The sequence below is a fragment of the Microlunatus kandeliicorticis genome (assembly GCF_014137855.1).
Lineage (GTDB): Bacteria > Actinomycetota > Actinomycetes > Propionibacteriales > Propionibacteriaceae > Microlunatus > Microlunatus kandeliicorticis.
On record NZ_JACGWT010000006.1, the window covers coordinates 171,401 to 192,938 of the forward strand.

Annotated in this window: 23 protein-coding genes; 6 read left to right on the forward strand and 17 right to left on the reverse strand. The window is 73.5% G+C overall.

Annotated features, from left to right (window positions below):
- Positions 1-2 precede the first annotated feature (2 nt).
- Positions 3-1,091 (reverse strand): Gfo/Idh/MocA family protein, encoded by a 1,089-nt coding sequence (locus FHX74_RS17615; RefSeq protein WP_182561507.1) that lies wholly within the window; start codon positions 1,089-1,091, stop codon positions 3-5.
- A gap of 153 nt (positions 1,092-1,244) precedes the next feature.
- On the opposite strand from FHX74_RS17615, the gene manD reads away from it, so the two are divergent.
- The 3 genes from manD (at position 1,245) to FHX74_RS17630 (ending at position 4,196) form a co-directional block, all read left to right on the forward strand.
- Positions 1,245-2,498 (forward strand): D-mannonate dehydratase ManD, encoded by a 1,254-nt coding sequence (gene manD, locus FHX74_RS17620; protein ID WP_182561508.1) that lies wholly within the window; start codon positions 1,245-1,247, stop codon positions 2,496-2,498.
- An 82-nt stretch (positions 2,499-2,580) separates the two neighbouring features.
- Positions 2,581-3,375 carry an aldo/keto reductase gene (locus FHX74_RS17625; RefSeq protein ID WP_220484146.1) on the forward strand — a complete coding sequence of 265 codons (795 nt, stop codon included), beginning with the start codon at positions 2,581-2,583 and terminating at the stop codon, positions 3,373-3,375.
- Positions 3,372-4,196 carry an NAD-dependent epimerase/dehydratase family protein gene (locus FHX74_RS17630; RefSeq protein WP_182561509.1) on the forward strand — a complete coding sequence of 275 codons (825 nt, stop codon included), beginning with the start codon at positions 3,372-3,374 and terminating at the stop codon, positions 4,194-4,196. The genes FHX74_RS17625 and FHX74_RS17630 overlap by 4 nt, the downstream gene beginning before the upstream one ends.
- On the opposite strand, the gene FHX74_RS17635 is transcribed toward FHX74_RS17630, so the two are convergent.
- The gene (locus FHX74_RS17635) at positions 4,171-5,493 is read right to left on the reverse strand and encodes an MFS transporter (protein ID WP_182561510.1); all 1,323 of its coding nucleotides are present in this window, start codon (positions 5,491-5,493) and stop codon (positions 4,171-4,173) included. The two genes, FHX74_RS17630 and FHX74_RS17635, sit on opposite strands and share 26 nt — an antisense overlap.
- Before the next feature lie 116 nt (positions 5,494-5,609).
- On the opposite strand from FHX74_RS17635, the gene FHX74_RS17640 reads away from it, so the two are divergent.
- Positions 5,610-6,116 carry a DinB family protein gene (locus tag FHX74_RS17640; RefSeq protein ID WP_182561511.1) on the forward strand — a complete coding sequence of 169 codons (507 nt, stop codon included), beginning with the start codon at positions 5,610-5,612 and terminating at the stop codon, positions 6,114-6,116.
- A 75-nt stretch (positions 6,117-6,191) separates the two neighbouring features.
- Here FHX74_RS17640 and FHX74_RS21215 read toward each other — a convergent pair whose 3' ends face one another.
- Both FHX74_RS21215 and FHX74_RS21220 read right to left on the reverse strand, forming a co-directional pair.
- Positions 6,192-8,006 (reverse strand): ABC transporter ATP-binding protein, encoded by a 1,815-nt coding sequence (locus tag FHX74_RS21215; RefSeq protein ID WP_182561512.1) that lies wholly within the window; start codon positions 8,004-8,006, stop codon positions 6,192-6,194.
- Positions 8,003-9,862, reverse strand: a complete 1,860-nt coding sequence (locus FHX74_RS21220; protein WP_182561513.1) for an ATP-binding cassette domain-containing protein — start codon at positions 9,860-9,862, stop codon at positions 8,003-8,005. The genes FHX74_RS21215 and FHX74_RS21220 overlap by 4 nt, the downstream gene beginning before the upstream one ends.
- A 170-nt stretch (positions 9,863-10,032) precedes the next feature.
- On the opposite strand from FHX74_RS21220, the gene FHX74_RS17655 reads away from it, so the two are divergent.
- Complete coding sequence (locus FHX74_RS17655) at positions 10,033-10,569, forward strand: mycothiol transferase (protein WP_182561514.1); 537 nt, start codon at positions 10,033-10,035, stop codon at positions 10,567-10,569.
- Between the two features lie 129 nt (positions 10,570-10,698).
- Here FHX74_RS17655 and FHX74_RS17660 read toward each other — a convergent pair whose 3' ends face one another.
- The 4 genes from FHX74_RS17660 to FHX74_RS17675 form a co-directional block, all read right to left on the reverse strand.
- Positions 10,699-12,246, reverse strand: a complete 1,548-nt coding sequence (locus FHX74_RS17660; protein ID WP_182561515.1) for a right-handed parallel beta-helix repeat-containing protein — start codon at positions 12,244-12,246, stop codon at positions 10,699-10,701.
- Positions 12,247-12,357: 111 nt separating this feature from the next.
- Positions 12,358-13,152: an FAD:protein FMN transferase gene (locus tag FHX74_RS17665; RefSeq protein WP_220484147.1), complete on the reverse strand. Its 795-nt coding sequence runs from the start codon at positions 13,150-13,152 to the stop codon at positions 12,358-12,360.
- Positions 13,149-13,658, reverse strand: coding sequence for an FMN-binding protein (locus tag FHX74_RS17670; RefSeq protein WP_182561516.1), 510 nt, complete (start codon positions 13,656-13,658; stop codon positions 13,149-13,151). Before FHX74_RS17670 ends, FHX74_RS17665 begins: the two co-directional genes overlap by 4 nt.
- A gap of 61 nt (positions 13,659-13,719) precedes the next feature.
- Positions 13,720-15,153 carry a ferredoxin reductase family protein gene (locus tag FHX74_RS17675; protein WP_328823907.1) on the reverse strand — a complete coding sequence of 478 codons (1,434 nt, stop codon included), beginning with the start codon at positions 15,151-15,153 and terminating at the stop codon, positions 13,720-13,722.
- Positions 15,154-15,327: 174 nt separating this feature from the next.
- On the opposite strand from FHX74_RS17675, the gene FHX74_RS17680 reads away from it, so the two are divergent.
- Positions 15,328-16,179, forward strand: a complete 852-nt coding sequence (locus FHX74_RS17680) for a sugar phosphate isomerase/epimerase family protein (RefSeq protein WP_182561517.1) — start codon at positions 15,328-15,330, stop codon at positions 16,177-16,179.
- A 134-nt stretch (positions 16,180-16,313) separates the two neighbouring features.
- Here the strand turns inward: FHX74_RS17680 and FHX74_RS17685 are convergent, their stop codons facing one another.
- The 9 genes from FHX74_RS17685 to FHX74_RS17725 all read right to left on the reverse strand — a co-directional run bounded on the left by FHX74_RS17685 (position 16,314) and on the right by FHX74_RS17725 (position 21,484).
- On the reverse strand, positions 16,314-16,634 hold the full coding sequence (locus FHX74_RS17685) for a hypothetical protein (RefSeq protein WP_182561518.1): 321 nt from the start codon (positions 16,632-16,634) through the stop codon (positions 16,314-16,316).
- A 172-nt stretch (positions 16,635-16,806) separates the two neighbouring features.
- Positions 16,807-17,472, reverse strand: a complete 666-nt coding sequence (locus tag FHX74_RS17690) for an Asp23/Gls24 family envelope stress response protein (protein WP_182561519.1) — start codon at positions 17,470-17,472, stop codon at positions 16,807-16,809.
- Positions 17,463-18,110, reverse strand: a complete 648-nt coding sequence (locus FHX74_RS17695) for an RNA polymerase sigma factor (RefSeq protein WP_182561520.1) — start codon at positions 18,108-18,110, stop codon at positions 17,463-17,465. The genes FHX74_RS17690 and FHX74_RS17695 overlap by 10 nt, the downstream gene beginning before the upstream one ends.
- 70 nt (positions 18,111-18,180) lie before the next feature.
- Positions 18,181-18,594 carry a hypothetical protein gene (locus tag FHX74_RS17700; RefSeq protein WP_182561521.1) on the reverse strand — a complete coding sequence of 138 codons (414 nt, stop codon included), beginning with the start codon at positions 18,592-18,594 and terminating at the stop codon, positions 18,181-18,183.
- 48 nt (positions 18,595-18,642) lie between these two features.
- Positions 18,643-19,581: an Asp23/Gls24 family envelope stress response protein gene (locus FHX74_RS17705; RefSeq protein WP_182561522.1), complete on the reverse strand. Its 939-nt coding sequence runs from the start codon at positions 19,579-19,581 to the stop codon at positions 18,643-18,645.
- 103 nt (positions 19,582-19,684) lie between these two features.
- Positions 19,685-20,296: a hypothetical protein gene (locus tag FHX74_RS17710; protein WP_182561523.1), complete on the reverse strand. Its 612-nt coding sequence runs from the start codon at positions 20,294-20,296 to the stop codon at positions 19,685-19,687.
- Positions 20,296-20,871, reverse strand: coding sequence for a DUF6286 domain-containing protein (locus tag FHX74_RS17715; protein WP_182561524.1), 576 nt, complete (start codon positions 20,869-20,871; stop codon positions 20,296-20,298). Before FHX74_RS17715 ends, FHX74_RS17710 begins: the two co-directional genes overlap by 1 nt.
- Entirely contained in the window at positions 20,868-21,305 is a 438-nt protein-coding gene (locus FHX74_RS17720; protein WP_182561525.1) for an Asp23/Gls24 family envelope stress response protein, read from the reverse strand. The genes FHX74_RS17715 and FHX74_RS17720 overlap by 4 nt, the downstream gene beginning before the upstream one ends.
- Positions 21,302-21,484, reverse strand: coding sequence for a hypothetical protein (locus tag FHX74_RS17725; RefSeq protein WP_182561526.1), 183 nt, complete (start codon positions 21,482-21,484; stop codon positions 21,302-21,304). Before FHX74_RS17725 ends, FHX74_RS17720 begins: the two co-directional genes overlap by 4 nt.
- Positions 21,485-21,538: the final 54 nt, after the last annotated feature.

Genomic DNA, 21,538 nt, shown 5'->3' on the forward strand with positions numbered 1-21,538 from the left:
GCTCAGCGCGCGTGCCCGCGCCGGTCGGCGTGCGCCTGGGCCTCGAGGGCGAGCCGCATGACCTCGAAGGTGTGCGCCTGCGGGCAGGCGGTCTCGGTCCGGTTCCGGACGTCGGCGACCACGTCGTCGTAGTAGGTGAGCGGCGCGTCGGAGCAGTCGACGTGCTCGGTCCCGTTCGCGTCCACCACGAACAGGTGGTCGCCGCCGTCGCGGCCGGCGATGTCGACGTACTTGCGCATCTCCAGGTAGCCCTCGGTGCCGAGCACGAACAGCCGCCCGTCGCCCCAGGTCGGCAGCCCGGCCGGGGTGAACCAGTCGACGCGCACGTAGCCGGTCGCCGTCTCGCTGCGCAGCAGCAGGTCGCCGAAGTCCTGGAAACCCGGGCTCTCGGGGTGGGTGTAGTTGGCCACCGTGCTGGCCCCGATCTCGGCCCGCTCCGAGCCGGTGAACCAGAGGAACTGGTCGATCTGGTGGCTGGCGATGTCGACGAGGATCCCGCCGAACCGGTTCTCGTCGTAGAACCAGTCCGGACGGCCGGCACCGCCGGCGAGGTGCCCGCGGTCGCCCTCGCGGTGCGGGCCGAGGCCGAGGGTCTGCACGACCCGGCCGATCCGCCCGGACCGGGCGATCTCGCCGGCCCGGGTCACGCACCGGACCCCGAACCGCTCGGAGAAGGTGACCGACCAGAACCGCCCGGTCTCGGCCACCGTGGCCCGGAGCTCGTCGAGCTGGGCGAAGGTCGTGCACCCCGGCTTGTCGGTGACCACGTCCTTGCCGTGCCGCATCGCGGTGATCGCGATCGGGGCCCGGCGGTCCGGCACCCCGGCGGTGGTGACCAGGTCGACGTCGTCGGCCTCGAGCAGCTGCTGCGGGTCCTCGACCCACGGCGCGTCCGGCCAGCGCTCCCGGACCTGCCGGGCCACCGCCGCGTCCGGGTCGTCGGAGGCCAGCCCGACCAGCTCGCAGCCGGCACCGAGCAGGCCGGCGATCTGGCCGAAGATGTGCGCGTGGTCGAGTCCGACCGCGGCGAACCGCAGCGGTCGCCCGGCCGTCGCGTCCGCTGTGCTGGTCTCGCTGGTCTCGCTGGTCATCGCGGGTGGCCTCCTGTGCGCCGTCGCCGGTGGGGTGGGACGGTGGTGGGGTGTGATGGTCTCGTCCGGCCGTCCGACGCTAGCCAGCGAGCGGCCGGAGCGACAATCGCTTGCCAGATCTTGCCAACGGACCGACCCCTCCTGGAGGACTCCATGCCCGACCGGATCGTCAGCGCCGACGTGATCGTCTGCAGTCCCGGACGCAACTTCGTCACCCTCAAGATCACCACCGCCGACGGCGTGGTCGGCTGGGGCGACGCGACCGTCAACGGCCGCGAGCTCTCGGTCGCCTCCTACCTGCGCGACCACGTCGCCCCGCTGCTGCTCGGCCGGGACCCGCAGCGGATCGAGGACACCTGGCAGTACCTCTACCGGGGTGCGTACTGGCGCCGCGGGCCGATCACCATGGCCGCGATCGGTGCCGTCGACCTGGCCCTGTGGGACATCGCCGGCAAGATCGCCGGCCAGCCGGTCTTCAACCTGCTCGGCGGTGCGGTCCGCGACCGGATCCTCTGCTACACCCACGCCAACGGCACCGAGCTGCCCGAGGTGCTCGACGCCGTGGACGCCAAGCGGGCGGCGGGTTTCGTCGCGGTCCGGGCCCAGTTCGGCGTCCCGGGACTCGACCAGGTCTACGGCGTGCACGCCCCCGAGGGCATCGACGATGATCATGGAGCAGGAGCCGGGCACGGCGGCTACGAGCCGGCCGGGCGCGGCGCCCGGCCGGTCGAGGAGGTCTGGGACACCGGCGCCTACCTGCGGCACGCGCCGGCCACGCTGGCCGCGGTGCGTGATCACGTCGGCCCCGAGCTGAAGCTGCTGCACGACGCCCACCACCGGCTGCGTCCGGTGGAGGCGGCCCGGCTGGCCCGCGAGCTCGAGCCGGCCGACCTGTTCTGGCTGGAGGACGTCACCCCGGCCGAGAACCAGCAGGTGCTCCGGCTGGTCCGCGAGCACTCGACGACCCCGCTGGCGATCGGCGAGGTCTTCAACACGATCTGGGACTGCCAGCAGCTGATCATCGAGCAGCAGATCGACTACATCCGGGCCTGCGTGATGCACGCCGGCGGGATCAGCCACGCCCGGCGGATCTGGGATTTGGCCGCGCTCTACCAGGTGCTGGCCGGGCCGCACGGGCCCTCGGACGTCTCCCCGATCACCATGGCGGCCTCGCTGCACCTGGCGCTGGCCACCCCGAACTTCGGCATCCAGGAGTACATGGGCTACGAGCCGGTGACCGAGGAGGTGTTCGGCCACGGCTGGTCGTTCACCGACGGCTACCTGCACCCCGGCGACGCCCCCGGGCTCGGCGTCACGGTCGACGAGGAGGCGGCGGCGGCCCACCCCTACCAGCCGGCCTACCTGCCGGTGGCCCGCACCCGGGACGGGGCGATCACCAACTGGTGAGGCACTCGCCCGGGCCACCCCTCCGGCCGGGCCGACCGGACCCGCCGTTTGGGCCGGCCGCCCGGCGGGAAAGATGGGGCGCATGGATTCGACGCAGAACCTCGACTACGCCCAGCCCGCGGTCCCCGTCACCGGCGGGTCGATGCCGCTGCTGGGCTTCGGCACCTGGCAGATCCCCGACGAGGACGCCACCCGCACCACCGCCTTCGCGCTCGAGAGCGGCTACCGGCACATCGACACCGCGACCGGCTACGGCAACGAGGCGGGCATCGGCAAGGCGATCGCCGCAGCCGGCCTGCCCCGTGAGGAGCTGTTCGTCACCACCAAGATGCCGCCCGACCACGTCGGTCGCGAGCGACAGACCCTGGAGGAGAGCCTGACCAAGCTCGGGCTCGACCGGGTCGACCTGTGGCTGGTGCACTGGCCGCCGAACAAGCAGGCCACCCCCGAGGCGTGGGAGCACTTCGTCGCCGCCCAGTCCGAGGGGCTGGCCACCGCGATCGGCGTCAGCAACTACAGCCTCGAGCAGATCGACGAGCTCACCGAGGCCACCGGGGTGACCCCGGCGGTCAACCAGATCCGCTGGGCGCCGGCCATCTACGACCCGACCGTGGTCAAGGGACTGTCCGACCGGCACGTGGTGCTCGAGGGCTACAGCCCCTTCCGGGCCAGCGATCTGGACGACCCGACGCTGACTCGGATCGCCGAGGAGACCGGGGCGACCCCGGCCCAGGTGATCGTGGCCTGGCACGTGGCGCACCAGTTCGTGGTGATCCCCAAGAGCAGCCAGGAGGACCGGATCCGCAGCAACGCCGAGGGCGCGCGGATCACCCTCACCCCGGAGCAGGTCAGCGCGATCGACGGCCTGGCCGGGTGACCGACCGCCGCACCGTCGTCCTCACCGGCGCGGCCGGCTACGTCGCCGGGCAGCTGCTCGACGCGTTCCGGTCCCGCTACGACCTGCGGCTGGTCGACGTGAGCGACACCGACCGCGACGGCGGGCGGGTCGAGGGCATCGAGCTGCTCGACCCGCTCGCCGACCCGGCGGCCTTCACCCAGCGGTGCCGGGGCGCGGACGTGGTGGTGCACTGCGGCTACGTCCGGCCGCAGGGCCCGCCTTCCTACGCGGCGGAACGGCTCAACCTCGACCTCACCGCGCAGGTGTACGCCTCGGCGGTCGAGGCCGGGGTGCCCCGGGTGGTGTGTGCCAGCACCAACCAGGCGAGCAAGTGGTACGAGCAGCCCTGGTACGCCGGGCGGATCGACCGCGTCGGTCCGGAGGACTACCCGAAGCCCGACACCTTCTACGGCTGGGCCAAGGCGGCCTACGAGTCGCTCGGCTTCCTGCACGCCTGCGGCGGTCTGGGCACCCGGCTCGAGGTGGCGCAGATCCGGGTGGTGGCGCCGCGACCGATCCGCGCCGAGGCCTTCGCCGACCGGCCGCTCGCGCACTACCTCCGCGACATCGCCGGCTGGGTCAGTCCGCGCGACCTGGCCCAGCTGTTCGTCCGCGCGGTGGAGGCGCCGAGCCTCGAGGACGCCGACGGTGTCCCCTTCCAGATCTTCTACGGCGTCTCGAACAATGCCCGGACCTTCTGGTCGATCACCAACGCCCGGCAGCTGATCGGCTATGCGCCGGTCGACGACTCCGAGGTGGAGTTCGCCGACGAGATCAGGGCGATGGTGGCGCGGGGCTGACCGTCCCGGTCCGGCCGGCCCCGTCCGCGCGTCCGACCGGACGCCCGAGCCGGGCGAACAGCGCGACGGTCGGGGCCTGCACCACCGCGGCCACCAGCAGCGCCAGCGGGATCGAGGTTCGGGTGGCGAGCGCGCCGAGCGGCGGACCGCCTGCCACCTGACCGAGGGCGTCGGCCTGGGTGACCACCGAGCCGACGGTGGCCCGGGTCGCCGGGTCGAGGTCACGGTGCAGCCAGGCGTTCTGCACCGGTTCGGCGACCGCCCGGGTGGCGTCACGGACCCATAGTGCGAGCAGCGCCGGCAGCAGCAGACCCGAGACGGCGAAGCCGACGACAGCGGCCACCTGCAGCCCGGTGAGCACCGCGAGCAGCCGGTGCGGGCGGTCGCCGCCGGCCACCGCGGGGCTGATCCGGTTCGCCAGCACCGAGGTGCCGAGCGCCAGCGCCTGCCCGACCAGCGCGAAGCCGGTGAACCAGACGGCCGACGCGTGGGGCAGCCCGTCGAACCAGGGCGGCAGCCCGAGCTGGTTGACGACCCGGGCCGTCCAGAGCCGGTCGACGACCTCGCTGGACAGGCCGGTGAGCAACCCGATCAGGCAGAAGGCCCGGACCAGCCGGCTGGCCCGGCTGGCCCGGACCGCCTCGACGAAGGTGTGGCCGGCCGCGCGGAAGGCGGACCGCAACCCGGGACCCGACGCCGCCGCCGGACGCCAGGTCTCCGGCATCCGGAACAGCAGCCAGCCGGCCAGCAGCACCATCCCGGCCCCGGAGACGACCAGCGGCAGCCCGAGCCCGAGCAGGCCGAGCGCCCCGGCCGCCACCGTCCCGACGAGCCCGGCGGCCAGCGCGAGCTGGGTGCCGCGGACGAGCACCGGCTGCACCCGGTCGCCGCCCACCTCGTCGACCACCCAGGCGACGTCGGCGCTGGAGACGAAGGTGTAGCCGATCCCCCACACCACCTGCGCGGCCAGGATCGCCCCGAAGCTCGGCACCGCCTGGAGGGCGAACCCGACCCCGGCGACGACCAGCCCGATGATCACCGAGGCGCGGCGGGAGAACCGGTCGGCCACGACCGAGGTGGGGATCTCACCGAGGAAGCAGCTGGCCTCGAGCACGGTGCCGACCACGACCAGCTGCACCGGGTCGAGCCGGGCGACCTGCACCTGGAAGAGCAGGCTGAGGGTGGTCATCAGCGCCCAGCAGAAGGCGAACCCGGCCCGGTAGACCCAGAACGCTCTCGGCGCCGACACCGGGCGGGACCACGGGCGGGTCATCCACCCGGTCGAGGGCCGCGGCACAGCAGAACGCTATCGAGCGCGTCCAGCGGATTGCGCGGGTCCGGTTCGGGGCCGTTTCGCGGCCGCGCGCTCGATGCGGAAGGTTCTCGGCCGCATCGGTCCGTAGCGTTCCGGGCATGACGACGAACACCCGCGAACGCGCCGACCTGCTCGAGAGCCTGGCCCGGCACCGCTACTTCCTGACCCACACGGTCCGGGGGCTGACCGACGAGCAGGCGCGGCGACGCAGCAGCCCGCCGAGCGAGCTGACGCCCGGTGGCCTGATTAAGCACGTCAGCGCGACCGAGGCGCAGTGGGCCGACTTCGTGGTCCGCGGCCCCGAGGCGATGGCGATGACCCCGGAGAGCTACCAGGCCCACCTGGACGCCTTCGTCCTCGGCGAGGGCGAGACCCTCGCCGACGTGCTCGACGGCTATGCAGCGGTGGCCGCCCGGACCGACGAGCTGGTCCGCACCGTCGACCTCGACGCCGAGCAGCCGCTGCCCGAGGCGCCGTGGTTCGAGCCCGGCGCGGCCTGGTCGGCCCGCCGGGTCTTCCTGCACGTGATCGCCGAGACCGCGCAGCACGCCGGGCACGCCGACTTCCTGCGCGAGGCCATCGACGGCCAGAAGACGATGGGCTGAGCCGGGCGCTCGGCGGCGCCCGCACCGCGTCCCGGGGCCGGGACCCCGGGGCGGCGGCGCGGGCGTACGGGCGGGTCAGCGGTAGGCGCGGGCCTGCAGCTCGAACAGCTCCGCGTACCGGCCGCCCGCGGCGAGCAGCTCGGCGTGGCTGCCGCACTCGCTGATCCGGCCGTCGGCCACCACCACGATGAGATCGGCCATCCGGACCGTGGAGAACCGGTGCGACACCAGCACGGTGACCGCCCCGGTGGTCCGGGCCAGCGCCCGGGCGGTCTCGCCGTACTGGGTGTAGACGGCCTGCTCGGCCTCGGGGTCGAGCGCGGCGGTCGGCTCGTCCAGCAGCATCAGCAGCGGGTTGGTCCGCATGAAGGCCCGGGCCAGCGCCAGCCGTTGCCACTGGCCCCCGGACAACCCGACGCCGCCGTCGAACTGGGTGCCGAGCTGGGTGTCGAGCCCCGAGGGCAGCCGGTCGACCACCGCGGTGGCCTGGCCCGAGACGACGGCCGAGGCGACCCGGTCGCGGTCGGCGCGGGCGGTCAGGTCGCCGACACCGACCGACTCGGCGGTGAGGAACTCGAGGCTGGCGAAGTCCTGGAACCCGGCCGAGATCCGCTCCCGCCAGGCCAGCGGGTCGATCTCGGCCAGGGGGACGCCGTCGATCCGCACCGCCCCGCGGGTCGGGTCGTAGAGCCGGGCCAGCAGCTTGACCAGCGTGGACTTGCCGGCCCCGTTCTCACCGACGAAGGCCACCGTCGACCCGGCGGGCAGCAGCAGGTCGACGTCGTGCAGCGACAGCTCGGCCGGTTCGGTCGTGTCACCGAGGCGGGCGGTGACCTCGGCCGACGGATAGGCGAAGTCGACGTGGTCGAACCGGATACCTTCGGTGAGGCGGTCCGGGAGCGCCGGGGAGGCCTCGTCGGGCACCCAGGTGTGACGGACCGAGTAGTCGCGCAGCCACCGGTAGCGCCCGAACGTCTGCAGGGCGTTGAGCACCATCCCGAGGTTGCCGGCCACCGCCTGCGCGGTGGCACTGATCTGCCCACCGATCAGCAGCAGCAGCGACACGTTGCCGACGGTCGCCCGTCCGTCGCGGGCCTGGCCGAACAGCCAGACCACCGCCCCCGCGTAACCGGCGGCGAACAGCAGCCAGCCCGCCGCCGACAGCCAGGCGTACTTGCGGGTGCTGGCGATCCAGGGCCGGCTGCGGGCGTCGAAGGCCCGGGCCGCGACCAGCAGCAGCGCCTGGGCCATGCCCAGGCAGCGGATCTCGACGCCCTGCCGGGGCTCGACCAGCACGTCGCTGATCTTGGTCCCGAGCCGGCGGAACCGCTCGTTCTGCTTCCAGAGCAGCCCGCGCCGGTGGATGCCGAGCGCCGAGATCACCGCCGGCACCAGGGCGAGCACGAGCAGACCGGCCAGCGCCGGGCGGATCGAGACCAGCAGTCCGACCACGGTGACGATCCCGGTGGCCGCGCCGATGATCGACAACAGCCGGTAGATCCCGCCCAGCTGGTGCGCGTCGCGCTCGATCAGCGACAACCGGTCGGCGAGCTCGGGGTGCTCGTGGTGCGCGATCGACCAGACGTCGCCGGTGAGCCGCATCAGGTCGGTGTGGACGTAGCGCCAGATCCGGTCGTCGACGGTGTCGCCGATCGGGCCGGCGAGCGAGTTGGCGATGCCGGTGACCAGCAGCGAGGCGGCCAGCAGCCCGATCCCCGGCAGCAGCGAGGTGCCGCGGGTCACCGCCTCGACGGCCAGGCTGATCCCGAGCGCGGTGATCGGGCTGAGCGCGGTGGTCAGCACCGTGGTCAGGCACATCACCGCGGTGAGCAGCGGCGCCGCCCGGAAAGCGGTGCTGATCCACAGCCACAGCGTCCGGACGCCGGTCACCGGGACACCTCCGCGACGTCCTGCGCGGCCTCGACGTAGCGGCTGGCCTGCAGGGTGAACATCGTCCGGTAGCGGCCCGGACCGTCGGACTGCATCAGCTCCTCGTGCGAGCCCTGCTCGACGATCCGGCCGTGCTCGAGCACGCAGATCCGCGGCACCGGGCGGACCACCGAGAACCGGTGCGAGATGACCAGCGAGGTGACGTGGCGGGCCAGCTCGAGGTAGCCGTCGACCAACCGCGACTCCGACTCGACGTCGAGAGCGGCGGCCGGCTCGTCCAGCACCAGCAGATCGGCCCCTTGGTCGACCGCGCGGAGCGCCCGGGCCAGCCCGATCCGCTGCCACTCCCCGCCCGACAGGTCGGTGCCGCCGGGCAGCGTCTTGTCCAACGGAGTGGCCCATCCGGCCGACAGCCGCCCGACCAGGTCGCTGATCCCGGCCCGGGCGGCCAGCCGGTCGAGGTCGGTGGTGTCCGGCCACGGATCGAGGTCGATGCCACCGGCCCAGGGCAGCCCGGTGCCGAGCTCGACGTTGTCGCCGGCCGGCAGCGGCAGCCGGATGAAGTCCTGGGTCACCGGCGCCATCCGGCGCTGCCAGGCGATCCGCTCGTCGCGGTCGAGGGTGGCCAGGTCGACCCCGTCGACCGTGATCCGGCCCCGGGTCGGCAGGTAGCCGGCGGCCAGCAGCTTGACCAGAGTCGACTTGCCCGCGCCGTTGACCCCGACCAGCGCGGTCGCGGTCCCGGCCCCGAGCTCGAGGTCGAGACCGCTGAGGATCTCGCGGTCGGCGTGCGGATAGCGGAAGCCGACGTCGTCGAACACGATCGTCGGCGGGCGGCGCCGCTCCGTCCCGGCGACGACCGCGGCCGGCGACGGCTCGGGCTCGCGGACCACGAGCCGGGCGCGGTCCGGCGGCGAGAGCTCCTCGAGCCAGGTCAGCGCCAGGTGCCCGCGCTGCATCTGGGCGATCGACCACACGTCGGTGTCGCCGACGGTGAGGATCAGCGGCAGCGCGGTGGCCAGCGCAGTCAGCCCGAGCCGCCCCTGGCTGGCCTCCCACCCGGCGTAGCCGGCCGCGGCCGCGGTGACCGCGACCCGGCCGCCGAAGACCCCGAGGTTGGTCACCGACTGACGCGAGCGCACCTTCCAGTAGGGCGCGAAGGCCTCGGTGGTCCGGTCCCAGTAGCGCTGGCGCAGGAAGCGCGAGAGCCCGAAGATCCGGACCTCCTTGGCCGAGGCACCCATCGCCTGCTTGAAGGCGTAGTCGGCGTGCTTCTGCGGCTCGGTGCCACCGACCCAGACGTCGAACTGCGCGACGATCGTCCGGCGGATCCGTTCCGCGCTGCCGATCGCAGTGGCCAGCATCAGCAGCGCCACCCACCAGTGGAAGTTGATCGCCAGCGCGACCACCGAGCCGAGCAGGCTGAGGATCGACTGCGGCGCGAAGCTGACCATCATCCGCGAGCCCATCTGGATCTCCCAGCTGCGGGTGCGGAGCTTCTCGACCCGGGCGGCCACGTCCGGGTCGTCGATGGTCTGCAGATCGGGATCGGTGGACAGGGCGGCGCCGATCCGGACCGCCGCGTCCTTCTCCATCGTGCTGCCGACGGCCTCCCAGATCGCCTGCCCGACCTGGCTGAGCGCGTTCGAGAGCAGCATGGCGACGAGCAGGGCCACCACCACGCCGACGAACCTGGTGCCCGGACCGTCCGCGACCGCCCGCGGCAGACCGCCGATCGCCTGGCCGAGCAGCAGCGGGATGGCCACGGTGAGCGCGGCGGTCACCACCGCACTCAGCAGGCTGAGCACGGTGCCGACCGGGGCCAACCGGAAGCTGTAGCGGGCGAGCCGGAACACACCCCTCCTCGTCGTCGAGGCCGACGCGACACACAAAACTTCGCCAGCCTAACTGTCCGTTCCAGCGCGCGCACGGGGTTTTGTCGCACCCCGGTGCACGCCTGGTCGAGCTCATCCTGGAGGCGGGGTCGGACAGTTTCCCGGCCAGGCTCGGCGTGGTAGGCAGGACCATGGACTGGACCGGGCTGCCGTACGAAGAGTGCCTGCAGGGCGACGAGGTCGCGATGCTGCAGTTCGCGCTCGACCGGGTCCGCCGGCAGTTCGCCTGGAAGACCGGGAACCTGACCGCGGACCAGCTGCGTCGGCCGCACCCGACGAGCAGCATGACGCTGGCCGGGCTGGTCAAGCACCTGGCCCTGGTGGAGGCCGGGGCCGCAGCCCGCGCGGCGGGCCGGCCGATCGGGGCACCCTGGGACGAGCGCAGCGAGGAGCAGAACGAGGCCTGGACCTGGGCCTCGGCCCTCGAGGACGAGCCGGACGAGCTCTACGCGCTCTGGTACCGCGAGGCCGAGCGGGGCCGCAGACTGTGGGCCGAGCTCAGCCGCGACGGGGGCCTCGACGCCACGATCGACGAGGGCGACCCGGACTGGGTGACCAGCCGGCGCCGGCTGCTGGTGGACCTGCTCGAGGAATACCTGCGGCACACCGGGCACGCCGACCTGCTCCGTGAGGCCGTCGACGGGCTGCGGGGCAACGACCCCGACTGATGGCCCCGACGTCGTCGAGAGGCTCAGGAACCGAACCGCGCAGCCCTCTCGACAGGGCCGGACCGCGCGCTGAGCCTGTCGAAGCGCAGGTTCCGGCCCTTCGACAGGCTCAGGGCGCTGAGGGTCTGGTCACGGGTGTGCGAAACGGCTGTGCCGGTCGAGCCCGGTGACCGCCCGGTAGCGGTCGAACCCGGTCACGGTGCGGCCGAGCGAGCCGAACGTCGCGGTCGCGCGGGTGCCGGGACCGGCCCAGAACGTGTTGTGGTCCGAACGGAGTCGGGTGCTCAGCCCGTCCCGACCCGCGCCGGGAACCGTCCCGATCACCGCGTGGGCGGCGTCGGTGGCCCAGACCGTGTTGTGGTCGAAGCTGTTCCGGTAGGCGTAGTACTGCACCAGTACCTCGGGTGACCCGTCGTCGAACCGGTTGTTGCCGCGCAGGGTGTTGTGGGTGAAGCGGTTGTCGTGCGACCGGCCGGTCTTCACGCCCCCGCAGGCCTCGCTGCCGTTGCAGTAGCCACCGGTGGCCAGCCCGACGTAGCCGCTGCCGGTGATCGTGTTCCGCTCGACCAGCACGTGGTCGGCGCTGCCGCGGGGGTTCTCGGCGGCGACCTCGATCCCGATGTCGTTGTCGCGCACCGTGTTGTGCCGGATGGTGATCTTCGTCCCGCCGTCGACGTAGATGCCGTCGGCGCAGTTGCACCACGACCCGTCCTCCCAGTAGGAGGGGTTGCCCTTCGAGACGATGTCGCGGACGGTGTTGTCCGCGATCAGTCCGTTCCGGGCGCGGTTGCGGTCGGTGTAGCGGTACTTCGCGGGCAGGGTCGGCTCGTAGCCGATCGCGTCGATGCCGATGTTGTTGTTGTCGTGGATGTGGTTGCCGGTGATCGACCACCCGTCGACGTTGCCGTTGACCACGACCGACTCGCTCGCGCCGAGCTTCAGGTGATCGACCTCGTTGCCGGTGATCATCAGATCCCGGATCGGGTGCGCCACCGAGTCGCCGTAGACCGCGATCCCGTGCGCGTTGAGGTCGAAGCTGCCGAGGGTCCGGTTGTCGTTGCCGAGGTGGTGGACGTGGTTGCCGGCCAGCCGGACCGAGGTCGCGGCCCCGTGGACGTAGATCCCGATCGGCATGGCGTCGATCGCGGTCGTCCGGTAGCCGGTGACGTCGAGGCCACGGATGGTGACCCGAGTGCTCCCGTCCACCGTGATCATGGCCGAACGCCCGGTCGGCGGGGTGAGGCTCGACCCGTCGAGCACGGGGTGCTCGTGACGGTAGGGCCGCACGGTGAGGTCGTGGACCCGGTGGCCGAGGGTGAACCGCTGCGCGTACCGCCCGCCGCGGAGCAGCACGGTGCCGCCGTCGGGGAGCCGCCGGACGGCGGCAGCCACGGTGGCCAACGGGTGCGCGACGGTCCCCGACGCAGCGTCGTCCCCGCCGGGAGCGACGACCAGGGTCCGCGTCGCGGGACCGGCCGCAGCCGGACGCGGGACCGCTGCACCCGTCGGCGCAGCCTGGGCGCGCCCGAGCGGCAGCAGGGTGAGAGCGGCGACGAGCGCGGTGGCCAGCAGCACCACCAGCGCCACCAGCACCGCCGTCAGCCCGGACGAGGGCAGCGGGTCGGTGGCCGGAGCGCTCTCGGACACCGCGAGGCGGCGTGGACGGTCGTGGTACATCGGCGGTCCTCTCGGGCGTGCACCGTCCCCGTCGACGGCACCGACGAGCGCAGTCTGCCCCACCGGCGGCCCCGGTGGGACCGATCCGCGCCGACCGGTGGGAGAGGAGGCTCAGGCCGCGGGCTCGGCGCCGATCAGCGTGCGGGTGCCGTCCTGCCAGACGACCAGTCCGGTGCGACCGGGACGTCCGCGGAGCCAGGAGGCCGCCTGCCAACCCTGGGCCCAGGCGGCGGTCGCGTCGACGTCGGCGGCGGTCAGCGAGTCGGCGACCACGGTGACCGACGCCACCCCGACGGGCGGGCGTCCGGTGCGGGCGTCGAGGACGTGCGCCCCGCGGTGCGCCGCCCCCGAGGTGGCGACGGCACCGCGGCGGACCGGGACGGTCGCCACCAGGACCGACGGCCGGCGCGGGTCCTCGATGCCGATCCGCCAGACCGGCCGCCCGGGCGCCGCCGAGCAGACCAGGTCGCCCCCGCCGGACAGGCAGTGGTCGACGTCCTCGAGCGCGGCCAGGTGCCGGGCGGCGCGCTCGATCGCCCAGCCCTTGACCACCCCGCTCGGGTCGAGCCGGTCGTCGCCGACGGCACGGCGGTAGCGCACGTCGAAGGCGCCGGCGGTGTCGCGGCGGGCAGCCTCGGCGAGCTCGAGCACCTCACGCAGCTCGGGCGGTGCCTGCGCGGTGGTCAGCTCGCCCCGGTTGATCCGGCTGACCGCCGAGTCGTCGCGGTAGGTGCTGAAGGTCGCGTCGACCCACCGCAGCTCGGCGAGCACCGCCTGCCAGGCCGTCTCGACGGCCGGGTCGTCGGCGCCAGGGCCGCGCACGGCCAGACTGACCGGCATTCCCATCAGCTGTTCGACCCGCCGCCGCACCGGGTGCTCGACGACCCGCCCGACGGTCGTGATCATGACAGCCCCGCCTGGTCGAGGGCGGACTGCAGCGACTGCAGGTAGCCGCCGCTGGTGACGGTGGCCCCGCTGACCATGTCGATCTCGGCGTTCTGCGCGGTCAGCGTCTCCTGCACCAGGGTCGGCAGCGCGTAGGCGTTGATCTGGGCGTCGCGAGGGTTCTCGTTCGGGTACTCAGGGACGTCGACGGCGGTGATCTTGCCGGCCGTGACGGTGATCCGCACCTGGACGATGCCCCACTGGGTCTGGGCTTCCGCGCCGGTGTAGCTCTTGCTGGCAGCCGATCCGGAGCTCGTCGCGCTCGGCGTCGGGGAGGCACCCGAGGGCGAGCTCGCCCCACCGGACGGAGCACCGGACGGGGCACCCGACGTCGCACCGCCCGGGGTGACTGGGGCGGTCGCCGACGGGACGCCGACCGACGCGGTGCGGTTGGTCGAGGTGTGGTAGCCGAAGATCAGCACCAGGATCGTGACCGTCGAGGCCAGCCAGATCACGATGCGCCTCATCGTCCGCTCCCCTGCTCTTCGGTGATCATCGTCAAGCCCTCCTGCTGCGTTCCGGCCATGATCACCATCCGAAGCTCTCGGTGTGGATCTGGTCGGCCGGGACGCCGAGCGAGCGGAGCAGCCGGACGAACCCCGCCGTCCACGAGTCCGGGCCGCAGAGGAACACGTCGTGCTCGGCCAGATCGGGCAGCACCCGGCGCAGCGCGGTCTCCTCGGTGATCCCGCTGCGCAGCGGTCCGAGCACCGAGTCCGGCCGCGGCCGTCGTCCGGGCAGGTGGAACACCCGCAGCCCGCGGTGCTGCTCGAGGAAGCGGAACTCGTCGTCGAACAACGGCTGCTCGGTGAACCGGTAGAGCAGGGTCGCCTCGCCCGGGGCGTAGTCGAGCCCTTCGGCCAGCGCGCGGAGGGGGGTGATCCCGACGCCGGCCCCGGCCAGCAGCACCTTGCGACGGCTCCGGGCCCGGCTGCTCAGCCGCCCGTAGGGGCCCTCGAACAGCACCCGGGTGCCGGGCCGCACCGCCGCCAACCGGCTGCTCCCGTCGCCGAGCGCCTTGGCGGTGACCCGGAGCCGGCGCCCGTCGGGGGCGGCCGAGAGCGAGAACGGGTTGCCGCGGCTCCAGCCCGGGCCGTCGAGGAAGCGCACGGTGAGGAACTGCCCGGCGCGGACCGGCAACCGGTCGAGCCGCCGCCCGCTCAGGTGCACCGAGACGACGCCGGGTGCCTCGGTGACCACCGCGGTGACGCGGAGCCGGTGCCGCAGACCCCGGGCCAGCGGGAGCCCGACCCGCCAGACCAGCACGGAGGCGGCCGCGGCACCCCACAGCGACCACCAGAAGACGGTGGCGGCCGGACGATCGAGGAACTCCTGCCCGGTCCACAGCTGGTGCGGCAGCGCGAGCCCGACGCCCAGGTAGGCGTAGAGGTGCAACAGGTGCCAGGACTCGTACCGCAGCCGCCGCCGTGCGGCCCGCAGGCTGGTGGCGACGACGATGATCAGACAGATCAGCGCCGCGACCGCCAGCAGCATCCCGCCGTAGGCGGTGACCAGCTCCCAGACCGTCGCGGGCACCAGCGACCAGCGCGCCGAGGCGTAGCCCCCGACGATGGTGACGACGTGCGCGAGCATCAGGTCGAACGACGTGAAGCCCACCACCCGGTGGATCCGGGCCAGCCGGTCCCGCCCCCAGGCGTGCTCGAGGAACGGCAGCCGGGACATCAGCAGCACCTGGACGAGCAGCAGCTCGGCCGACCACAGACCGGTGATCCGGCCGACCGAGGTGAGGCCGGTGACCCAGTGGGCCAGGTCGCGCACCCCGCCGTCGACCAGCCACCAGTAGGTGACCAGCAGCAGCCCGGCCCAGAGCGCCAGCCCGGTGAGCAGCCGGACGGTGCGGTCGGTGCGCGCGTCGGCGTCGAGCGGGCGTCCGGCGCCGACGGGCGGCGTCACGGGCTCGGCTCGGGTCACCGGCCTCGCGCCGGCCCACGTCTGGGTCACGATATATCTCTACCTCCACGATCTAGGAGGATTCTGGGAGCACCGGCTGGGCCGGGCCTCGCAGGGTCCTGTGGGTCTGCTGTGACCGCCGCCCAGGGGTCCGCCGTCCGCTGGCGCCGCGACCTCGACCGCCCCGGGCAAGCCGGTGTCCGACCCGCTGGCTAGCGTCGGACCATGGTCGACGCCACCGAGGTCACTCACGCTCTGCACGCCTGGTCGCTGCACCGCACCCTGGGCGGCTTCATCGCCCCCCACGCCAATCCTGACGGCAGCGAGCAGCTGACGCCCACCCCGGCCGCCGCGGGGGCGCTCGAGCTGCTCGACCTGCCCGCCGAGCTGGTGGCGCGGGGCTACGACACCGTCCAGATCTGCCACTTCCACCTGCCCAGCCGCGACCCGGGCTATCTGGCCGAGCTGCGGTCGGCGCTGGCCACGGCGGGCGTCCGGCTCGACGCTCTGCTCGTCGACGCCGGCGACCTGGTCCACCCGACCGATGCCGACGCCCACGAGGCCTGGATCGCCGGCTGGCTCGAGGACGCGGAGACCCTGGGAGCCACTAGGGCCCGGGTGATCGCCGGGCAGGCCGACCCGACGCCCGAACGGCTCGACGCCAGCGCCCGGCGGCTGGCCCGGCTCGCGGCGAGCACCTCGGTCCGGCTGGTCACCGAGAACTGGATGGCGCTGCTGCCGTCGGCCGCCGAGGTGGTCCGGTTGCTCGAGACCGCGGGGGACGGCGTGGGACTGCTGGTCGACCTGGCCAACTGGACGGTGCCCGACCGCGACGCGCAGCTGGCCCGGATCGGCGGCCTGGCCGAGACCTCGCACGCCAAGTGCCGGACGACGCCCGACGGCGCTCTGGACACCGAGAACTACCGCGGCGCTCTGCGCGCCGTCCTCGACGCCGGTTTCACCGGCCCGCTCTGCCTGGTCTACGACGGTCCCGACCCCGACGAGTGGGGCCAGCTCGCCGGCTGCCAGCGCGTGGTCGAGCAGGAGCTCGCGGTCGCCGTCCGACCCGGAGCCTGAGCCCGCGCACTGAGCCATTCGAAGCGCCCCACGTGCGCTGAGCCCTTACGTGCGCTGAGCCCTTACGTGCGCTGAGCCCGTCGAAGCGCCGCCACGCGCGCCGGTGATCCGGGTCCGTGCGTCGAGGGCCGGGCTCAGGCGTCGGGTGTGCGATCGATGCTGAGGACGTTGACCACGACCGAGCCGGCGACGAGGCCCTGCTCCTCGAGGGCGTGCAGCAGCCGGAGCCGGAGGGTGCGGGCGATCACCCGGGCCTGGTGGCCGGCCCGGACCGAGACGTCCACCTCGACGTCGACGACGCCGTAGTGGTCGACCACCCGGGCGGAGCGGAACGGGACCCCGTCCGCGAAGGGGTGTGCGCCCGCGCGCAGCGACGGCTCGATCCGTGCCACGCCCGGCGTACCGGTGACCAGCTCGCTCAGGTGGGCAGCCAGGGCGGCCGGGGTCGGACGCACGACGCTCGTCCCCGCACCAGCAGGGCTTGGACCGGGCCGACGGACTGACGGCGCGATCCCCGTCGGGTCGAGGTGCCGGAGCGCGGGTCCCGGCTCACTGGTCGCGAGCGGCGCGCCCGACGGGCTGCTCGGGTCGTTGCGGGGGAAACGGTCGGAGGGGCGGAGTGACCGCTCACTCATCGTGCAGGTCCTGCACGCTGATGTCGATCTTCACCGGATCCATCCCCACCTCGTTCTCGACGGCCTCGCGGACGACCTGCCGCAGCTCGCTCGTGACCGCGGGGATCGACGCCGAGGCGGCGACACTGATCTGCAGCAACAGTGCCACACGCGCCGGACGCGGCTCCGGATCGGGTCCTGGGGTGGACGTCGTCAAGCCGGTTCCGTCGGGCGCGACCGAGTCGTCGGCGACCGCATCGGACGCAACCCAGGGTCGCCGGCGGGGCAGCTCGATCCGCACCCGGCGCACCTCGACCCCGCGCACCGTGTCGCCCGCGCTCCGGACCACCGAGGCCAGGGCCTGCTCACTGACCGTCAGGTCGGCGGTCGGGCGGTGCGGCTCGGGCTCGTCGAGCGGCAGCCGCCGCCCGTGCCGCACCTCCGCGCGGGCGATGTCCATGATCCGCTCGAGCACCTGCGGGCTCGGCTGCAGCTCGGGGTCCTCGACGTCACGACGCCGTTGCTCGGCGGTGACCTCGGCGAGCTGCGACAGGCTCGCGCGGGCGGCTCGGCAGTCCGGGCAGGTGCGTTCGTGGGCGTCCGGCGGCCGGTCGACACCGGCCCACACGTCGTCGATGTCGCGGCCGCAACCCAGGCGGGTCGACGTGCTCACCGCCATGAGTCCATTCCCTTCGTGAGGTTCTGCCGGGCGCGTGCGATGCGACCGCGGACGGTCGAGAGCGGGAGGTTCATGGCGTAGGCGATCTCGGGATAGGTCAGTTCGTGCAGCTCGTGCAGCACCCAGCAGATCCGTTGGTCCTCCGGGAGGCCGGCGAGCAGGTCGGAGAGCCCCCGCAGCTGGGCGGACAGCTCCGCCGCCGAGGCCGGGTCGTCGTCGCGCGAGCCGAAGAGCGCCGCCCGGTCCCCGAGCACCTCGGCGAGCTCGTCGCCCTCGGCGGGATCGGTGCGGCGGCGGCCCCGGGTGCGGAGCACCGACAGGCACCGCCGCGTGACGATCTGGTAGATCCAGCTGTGGAAGGCCTCGGGATCGGTGAGGATCGGCAGCCGGCGCCAGGCCTGGACCAGGGCGTCCTGCAGGACGTCCTCGGCCTCTCCCCGATCGCCGAGCAGGCGGTACGCGAGTCGGAAGAGCGGCCCCTGGTAGCTGCGGGCGAGCTGCTCGAAGGCGTCGACGTCACCGTCCTGGGCGCGGCCGACGACGGTCGCCTCCCTGAGCTGCGCGGCACCATCGTCTCCCGTCCGCTCCTGCGTTCCCCTGGACTCGTCGGCCCCGTGACCGGATGGGCTGACGGTCATCCGACCCTACTGTTCGCCCGTCCCGCCACGACGGCGGCAGACCCCCGCCCGCACTCCGTCGTGGTGGTCCTCATGCCCCGAGCTTCCGGAGCTTCTTCCGCGCCTCCTTACGAGCCTCCTTGGCCTGCCCGAGCCGCTCGTCGAGCTTGTCGAGCAGCTCCTCCGAGGCGCGGAGCGACTTCTTGACGTTGCGGGCCCGCTGGGCGTCGGCGGAGAGCTTCTGAGTCACCCGGGTCTCGAGCTTCTGGACGGTGGCCAGCTTCCGGTCGGCCTGCTCGAGCTGCTCGCGGGCCCGGGCCACCGCCTTCGGGTTGGCCACGGGCTGCGCCGACGTCTTCGCGGCCGGGCGCTTCGAGGCGGTCGTCGTTCCCGTGCTCGTGCCCGTGCTCTTGGTCGAGCTCTTCTTCGACGACGGCTTCGCGGCGGACGTCTTCTTCGCGGTGCTCTTCGTGCTCCTGCTGGCGGGCTTGGTCGCGGCGGCCATGATCATCTCCTGTCGGTCGGTGTCGGTCTGCACGCGGTCGGTGTCGCGTCAGTGGTCGCGGCGCTCACCCTCGTGGTGGTCGCCCTCGTGGTGATCGTGCTCGAGGTGCCCGACCTCGTGGTGCTCGTGCTCGGCGTGCTCGCCCCCGGCGTGCTCGGTCTCCGCCGGGGCGACGGTCACGGTGCGGGTCTCGGTGACGGTCACCGTCTCCTGCGGCGTGTCCTGCAGCCGTTCGACGATCTCTGCGGCGAGATCGGCCGCCGGCTCGCTCGCCTCGGCGCGGCGCTCGTCGAGACGGTCGACGCCCGCGTCGATCGCCGCGGCCGCGGAGTCGGCGGCGTCGGCCGCCGCGTCCTTGGCCTCGGCGGCCTTCTCGGCGGCCACGTCCCGGGCCTCGGCGGTTTTCTCGGCCGCGGCGTCACGCGCCTGGCTCGCGGTCTCCCCTGCTCGCTCGGCGGCGTCGGACGCCGCCTGCTTGGCCTTGCGGGCCGAGTCGCCGGCAATCTGCCGCACCCGGTCCGCCTGCTCGGCGGCCAGCCGGCGCAGGTCCTCGTCCCAGCGGTCCTGCTGCTCCTGCGGAAGTTTGAGGTCGTCGACGGACACGTCGACCCGGACCACGTCGAGACCGGTGCGGGTGTGCACCGCGTCGCTCACCGCCTGGCGGACCCGGTCGCTGACCTCGGGGGCGGAGGTGCCGTAGTCGATCACCAGACCGAGGTCGAGCGCGATCGCGCCCCGACCGACCTCGGCGCTCATCCCGGTGGCCGACACCAGCCGGGAGCCCTGCACCCGGCGCACCGACCCGCTGAGCCGGCGTCGGAGGGTGGACCCGAGATCGTGCACCCCCGGCACCGCCACGGCGGCGGCGCGGGCCGCCTCGAGAGCCTTGGTCTCGGGCTTGGGTGCCTCCTGGCCCACCGGGGCGAGTGCCGGTCGGGTCTCCTGCCGAACGTCCTGCGTCGTCTCCTGCCGGGTGGGGTCAGCCATCCGTCGGTCCTCCTTCCGGACCCGTGAGGGTCCTGGTGTCGGCCGGAGCCGATCCGGCCGTTCGTCCTGCGTGTTGGGTGCTTGCTGGTCGTCGCGCGGAGCGTCAGACGGTGACCGCGCGCTCGCTGCGGCGGCCGCGGTCGACCTCGACCAGCACGCCGAACCGCTGCACCGGGGCTTCGAGCGCCTGACCGAGGCCGGCCGCGACCGTGCTCTCCAACTGGCCCATCAGCCCGCTGAGATCGGCCCGGTCCGCGCAGGTCACCTTGAGGGTGAGCTCCGGCCGGTCGGCCGTGCCACGCAGCACCGCGGACGCGTCGGTGACGCCAGGGAACGCCTTGGTCTGGGTCTCGACCGCGTCGGTCAGCACCTTGGGTTCGCACCGGGTCAGCCCGTGCTCGGTCGAGTCGTGCAACCGGAACGGCCGGGCCTGGTTGGTGCGGGGCACCTGGGCGATCAGCCACGCCAGGCCGAGCAGCGCCAGCACCACGCCGACGAGGATGACCACCACGATCACCCAGCTCTGGTTCCAGACGCTGCCGCCGGGCAGCAGCTTGGTGCCGTCGGCCGGAGCCCGGAGGCTCAGCCCGGTGGCCCGGCCGATGCTGGGCAGCAGCCCGGCCCGGGCGATCCCGGCCACAGCGGCGGCGATGATCAGCACCAGGCCGATCACGGCGAGCCAGCCGCGGTTGAGTGCGGAAGCCGTCTGTCGCATCAGATCCCCCTCGTGTGGACGCTCACGCTGACCCGCGCGGCGGGCTGCACCCCCGCGGCGGAGAGCCGCTGGCTGACCGCCTGCTGCACCCGGTCGCGGAGCTGCCGCGCCTCGGCGTCGGTGGCGGTCGTGACGGCGACCCGGACGCGGTGTCCGCCGGCCGAGGCCGAGACCCGCTCCACGCCGTCGATCTCCTCGGCGGTGGCCGCGGCCAGCCGGGCCAGCCCGCGCTGCGAGATCACGAACTCGGTCTGGGCGGCGACCCCGGCGCCGCCGGCGGCCAGCCGGGCCGACGTGTAGCCGCCCGGGATGATCGCGGCCAGCAGCAGCACCAGACCGATCACGCCGACACCGATCACGATGCCCAGGAAGGCGCCGGAGCCCCAGGTCAGGCCGGCCAGGCCCTTCGCCCCGGAGCGCACCGGAGCGGCCCAGCTGCCGTCGATCAGGCGGAAGACGCCGGCCAGCACGGCCAGCACCCCCGCGGCCAGCAGCACCAGCGCGACGATCGAGGCCGGTACGGTCCGGCTCGGGCGCCGACGCAGTCGGCGCGAGCGCGCGTCCGAGCGACTCATCGCAGTTCCCTCCTGCCGTCCCGGCCCTCAGCGGCGCGCTCGGCGCCGGGGACGGCCAGGAACTCCACGTCGATGTCGACCCGCCGGACCTGGACGCCGGTGAGCCGGGCCACCCGCTCGGCGACGACGGACCGGATCTGGTCCGTGGCCCGTCGCAGCGAGGCCGGGTAGGCGATGCCGACGCTGATGGCCAGGTCGGCGGTGTTGGTCGCCGTCGACAGGTCGACGTCGACCTTGGGTCGTGCACTGCGGTCGGCCTTGGCCCCGATCCCGAGGAAGCCCCCGGAGGTGCCGTAGGAGACCCCGACCTCGGCGACGACCTGCGCGGCGATCTTCTCGACCACGCCGTCCGCCAGGACCAGTCGTCCGCGACGGGCGGCGTCCGAGGTCCCCCGGCCGGGGTGTCCGGCCAGGGCGGGCGCCGCGGTGCTCATCGCTTCTCGGTGCTGCGCCCGAGGACGCCCTGCACGTCGAGCCGGCCGTCGAGGACCAGACCGACCACCAGGCCGATCGCCCCGAAGACGGCGACGATCACGAAGGACCCGAAGGTCCCGAAGGCGGCCGTCACCCCCAGCACCAGGCCGACGAACAAGGCCACTGTGACTCGCGACATCTCGTTTCCTCCTCGCTCGACGACGTGCGTCGATCAGACTGCTCGTGGTCCGGT

Bases quoted from the DNA above. Each gene is read 5' to 3' on its own strand.
- FHX74_RS17615 (WP_182561507.1), bottom strand. From the start codon at position 1,091: ATGACCAGCGAGACCAGCGAGACCAGCACAGCGGACGCGACGGCCGGG.
- manD (WP_182561508.1), top strand. From the start codon at position 1,245: ATGCCCGACCGGATCGTCAGCGCCGACGTGATCGTCTGCAGTCCCGGA.
- FHX74_RS17625 (WP_220484146.1), top strand. From the start codon at position 2,581: ATGGATTCGACGCAGAACCTCGACTACGCCCAGCCCGCGGTCCCCGTC.
- FHX74_RS17640 (WP_182561511.1), top strand. From the start codon at position 5,610: ATGACGACGAACACCCGCGAACGCGCCGACCTGCTCGAGAGCCTGGCC.
- FHX74_RS17655 (WP_182561514.1), top strand. From the start codon at position 10,033: ATGGACTGGACCGGGCTGCCGTACGAAGAGTGCCTGCAGGGCGACGAG.
- FHX74_RS17660 (WP_182561515.1), bottom strand. From the start codon at position 12,246: ATGTACCACGACCGTCCACGCCGCCTCGCGGTGTCCGAGAGCGCTCCG.
- FHX74_RS17665 (WP_220484147.1), bottom strand. From the start codon at position 13,152: ATGATCACGACCGTCGGGCGGGTCGTCGAGCACCCGGTGCGGCGGCGG.
- FHX74_RS17670 (WP_182561516.1), bottom strand. From the start codon at position 13,658: ATGAGGCGCATCGTGATCTGGCTGGCCTCGACGGTCACGATCCTGGTG.
- FHX74_RS17680 (WP_182561517.1), top strand. From the start codon at position 15,328: ATGGTCGACGCCACCGAGGTCACTCACGCTCTGCACGCCTGGTCGCTG.
- FHX74_RS17690 (WP_182561519.1), bottom strand. From the start codon at position 17,472: ATGGCGGTGAGCACGTCGACCCGCCTGGGTTGCGGCCGCGACATCGAC.
- FHX74_RS17695 (WP_182561520.1), bottom strand. From the start codon at position 18,110: ATGACCGTCAGCCCATCCGGTCACGGGGCCGACGAGTCCAGGGGAACG.
- FHX74_RS17700 (WP_182561521.1), bottom strand. From the start codon at position 18,594: ATGGCCGCCGCGACCAAGCCCGCCAGCAGGAGCACGAAGAGCACCGCG.
- FHX74_RS17705 (WP_182561522.1), bottom strand. From the start codon at position 19,581: ATGGCTGACCCCACCCGGCAGGAGACGACGCAGGACGTTCGGCAGGAG.
- FHX74_RS17710 (WP_182561523.1), bottom strand. From the start codon at position 20,296: ATGCGACAGACGGCTTCCGCACTCAACCGCGGCTGGCTCGCCGTGATC.
- FHX74_RS17715 (WP_182561524.1), bottom strand. From the start codon at position 20,871: ATGAGTCGCTCGGACGCGCGCTCGCGCCGACTGCGTCGGCGCCCGAGC.
- FHX74_RS17720 (WP_182561525.1), bottom strand. From the start codon at position 21,305: ATGAGCACCGCGGCGCCCGCCCTGGCCGGACACCCCGGCCGGGGGACC.
- FHX74_RS17725 (WP_182561526.1), bottom strand. From the start codon at position 21,484: ATGTCGCGAGTCACAGTGGCCTTGTTCGTCGGCCTGGTGCTGGGGGTG.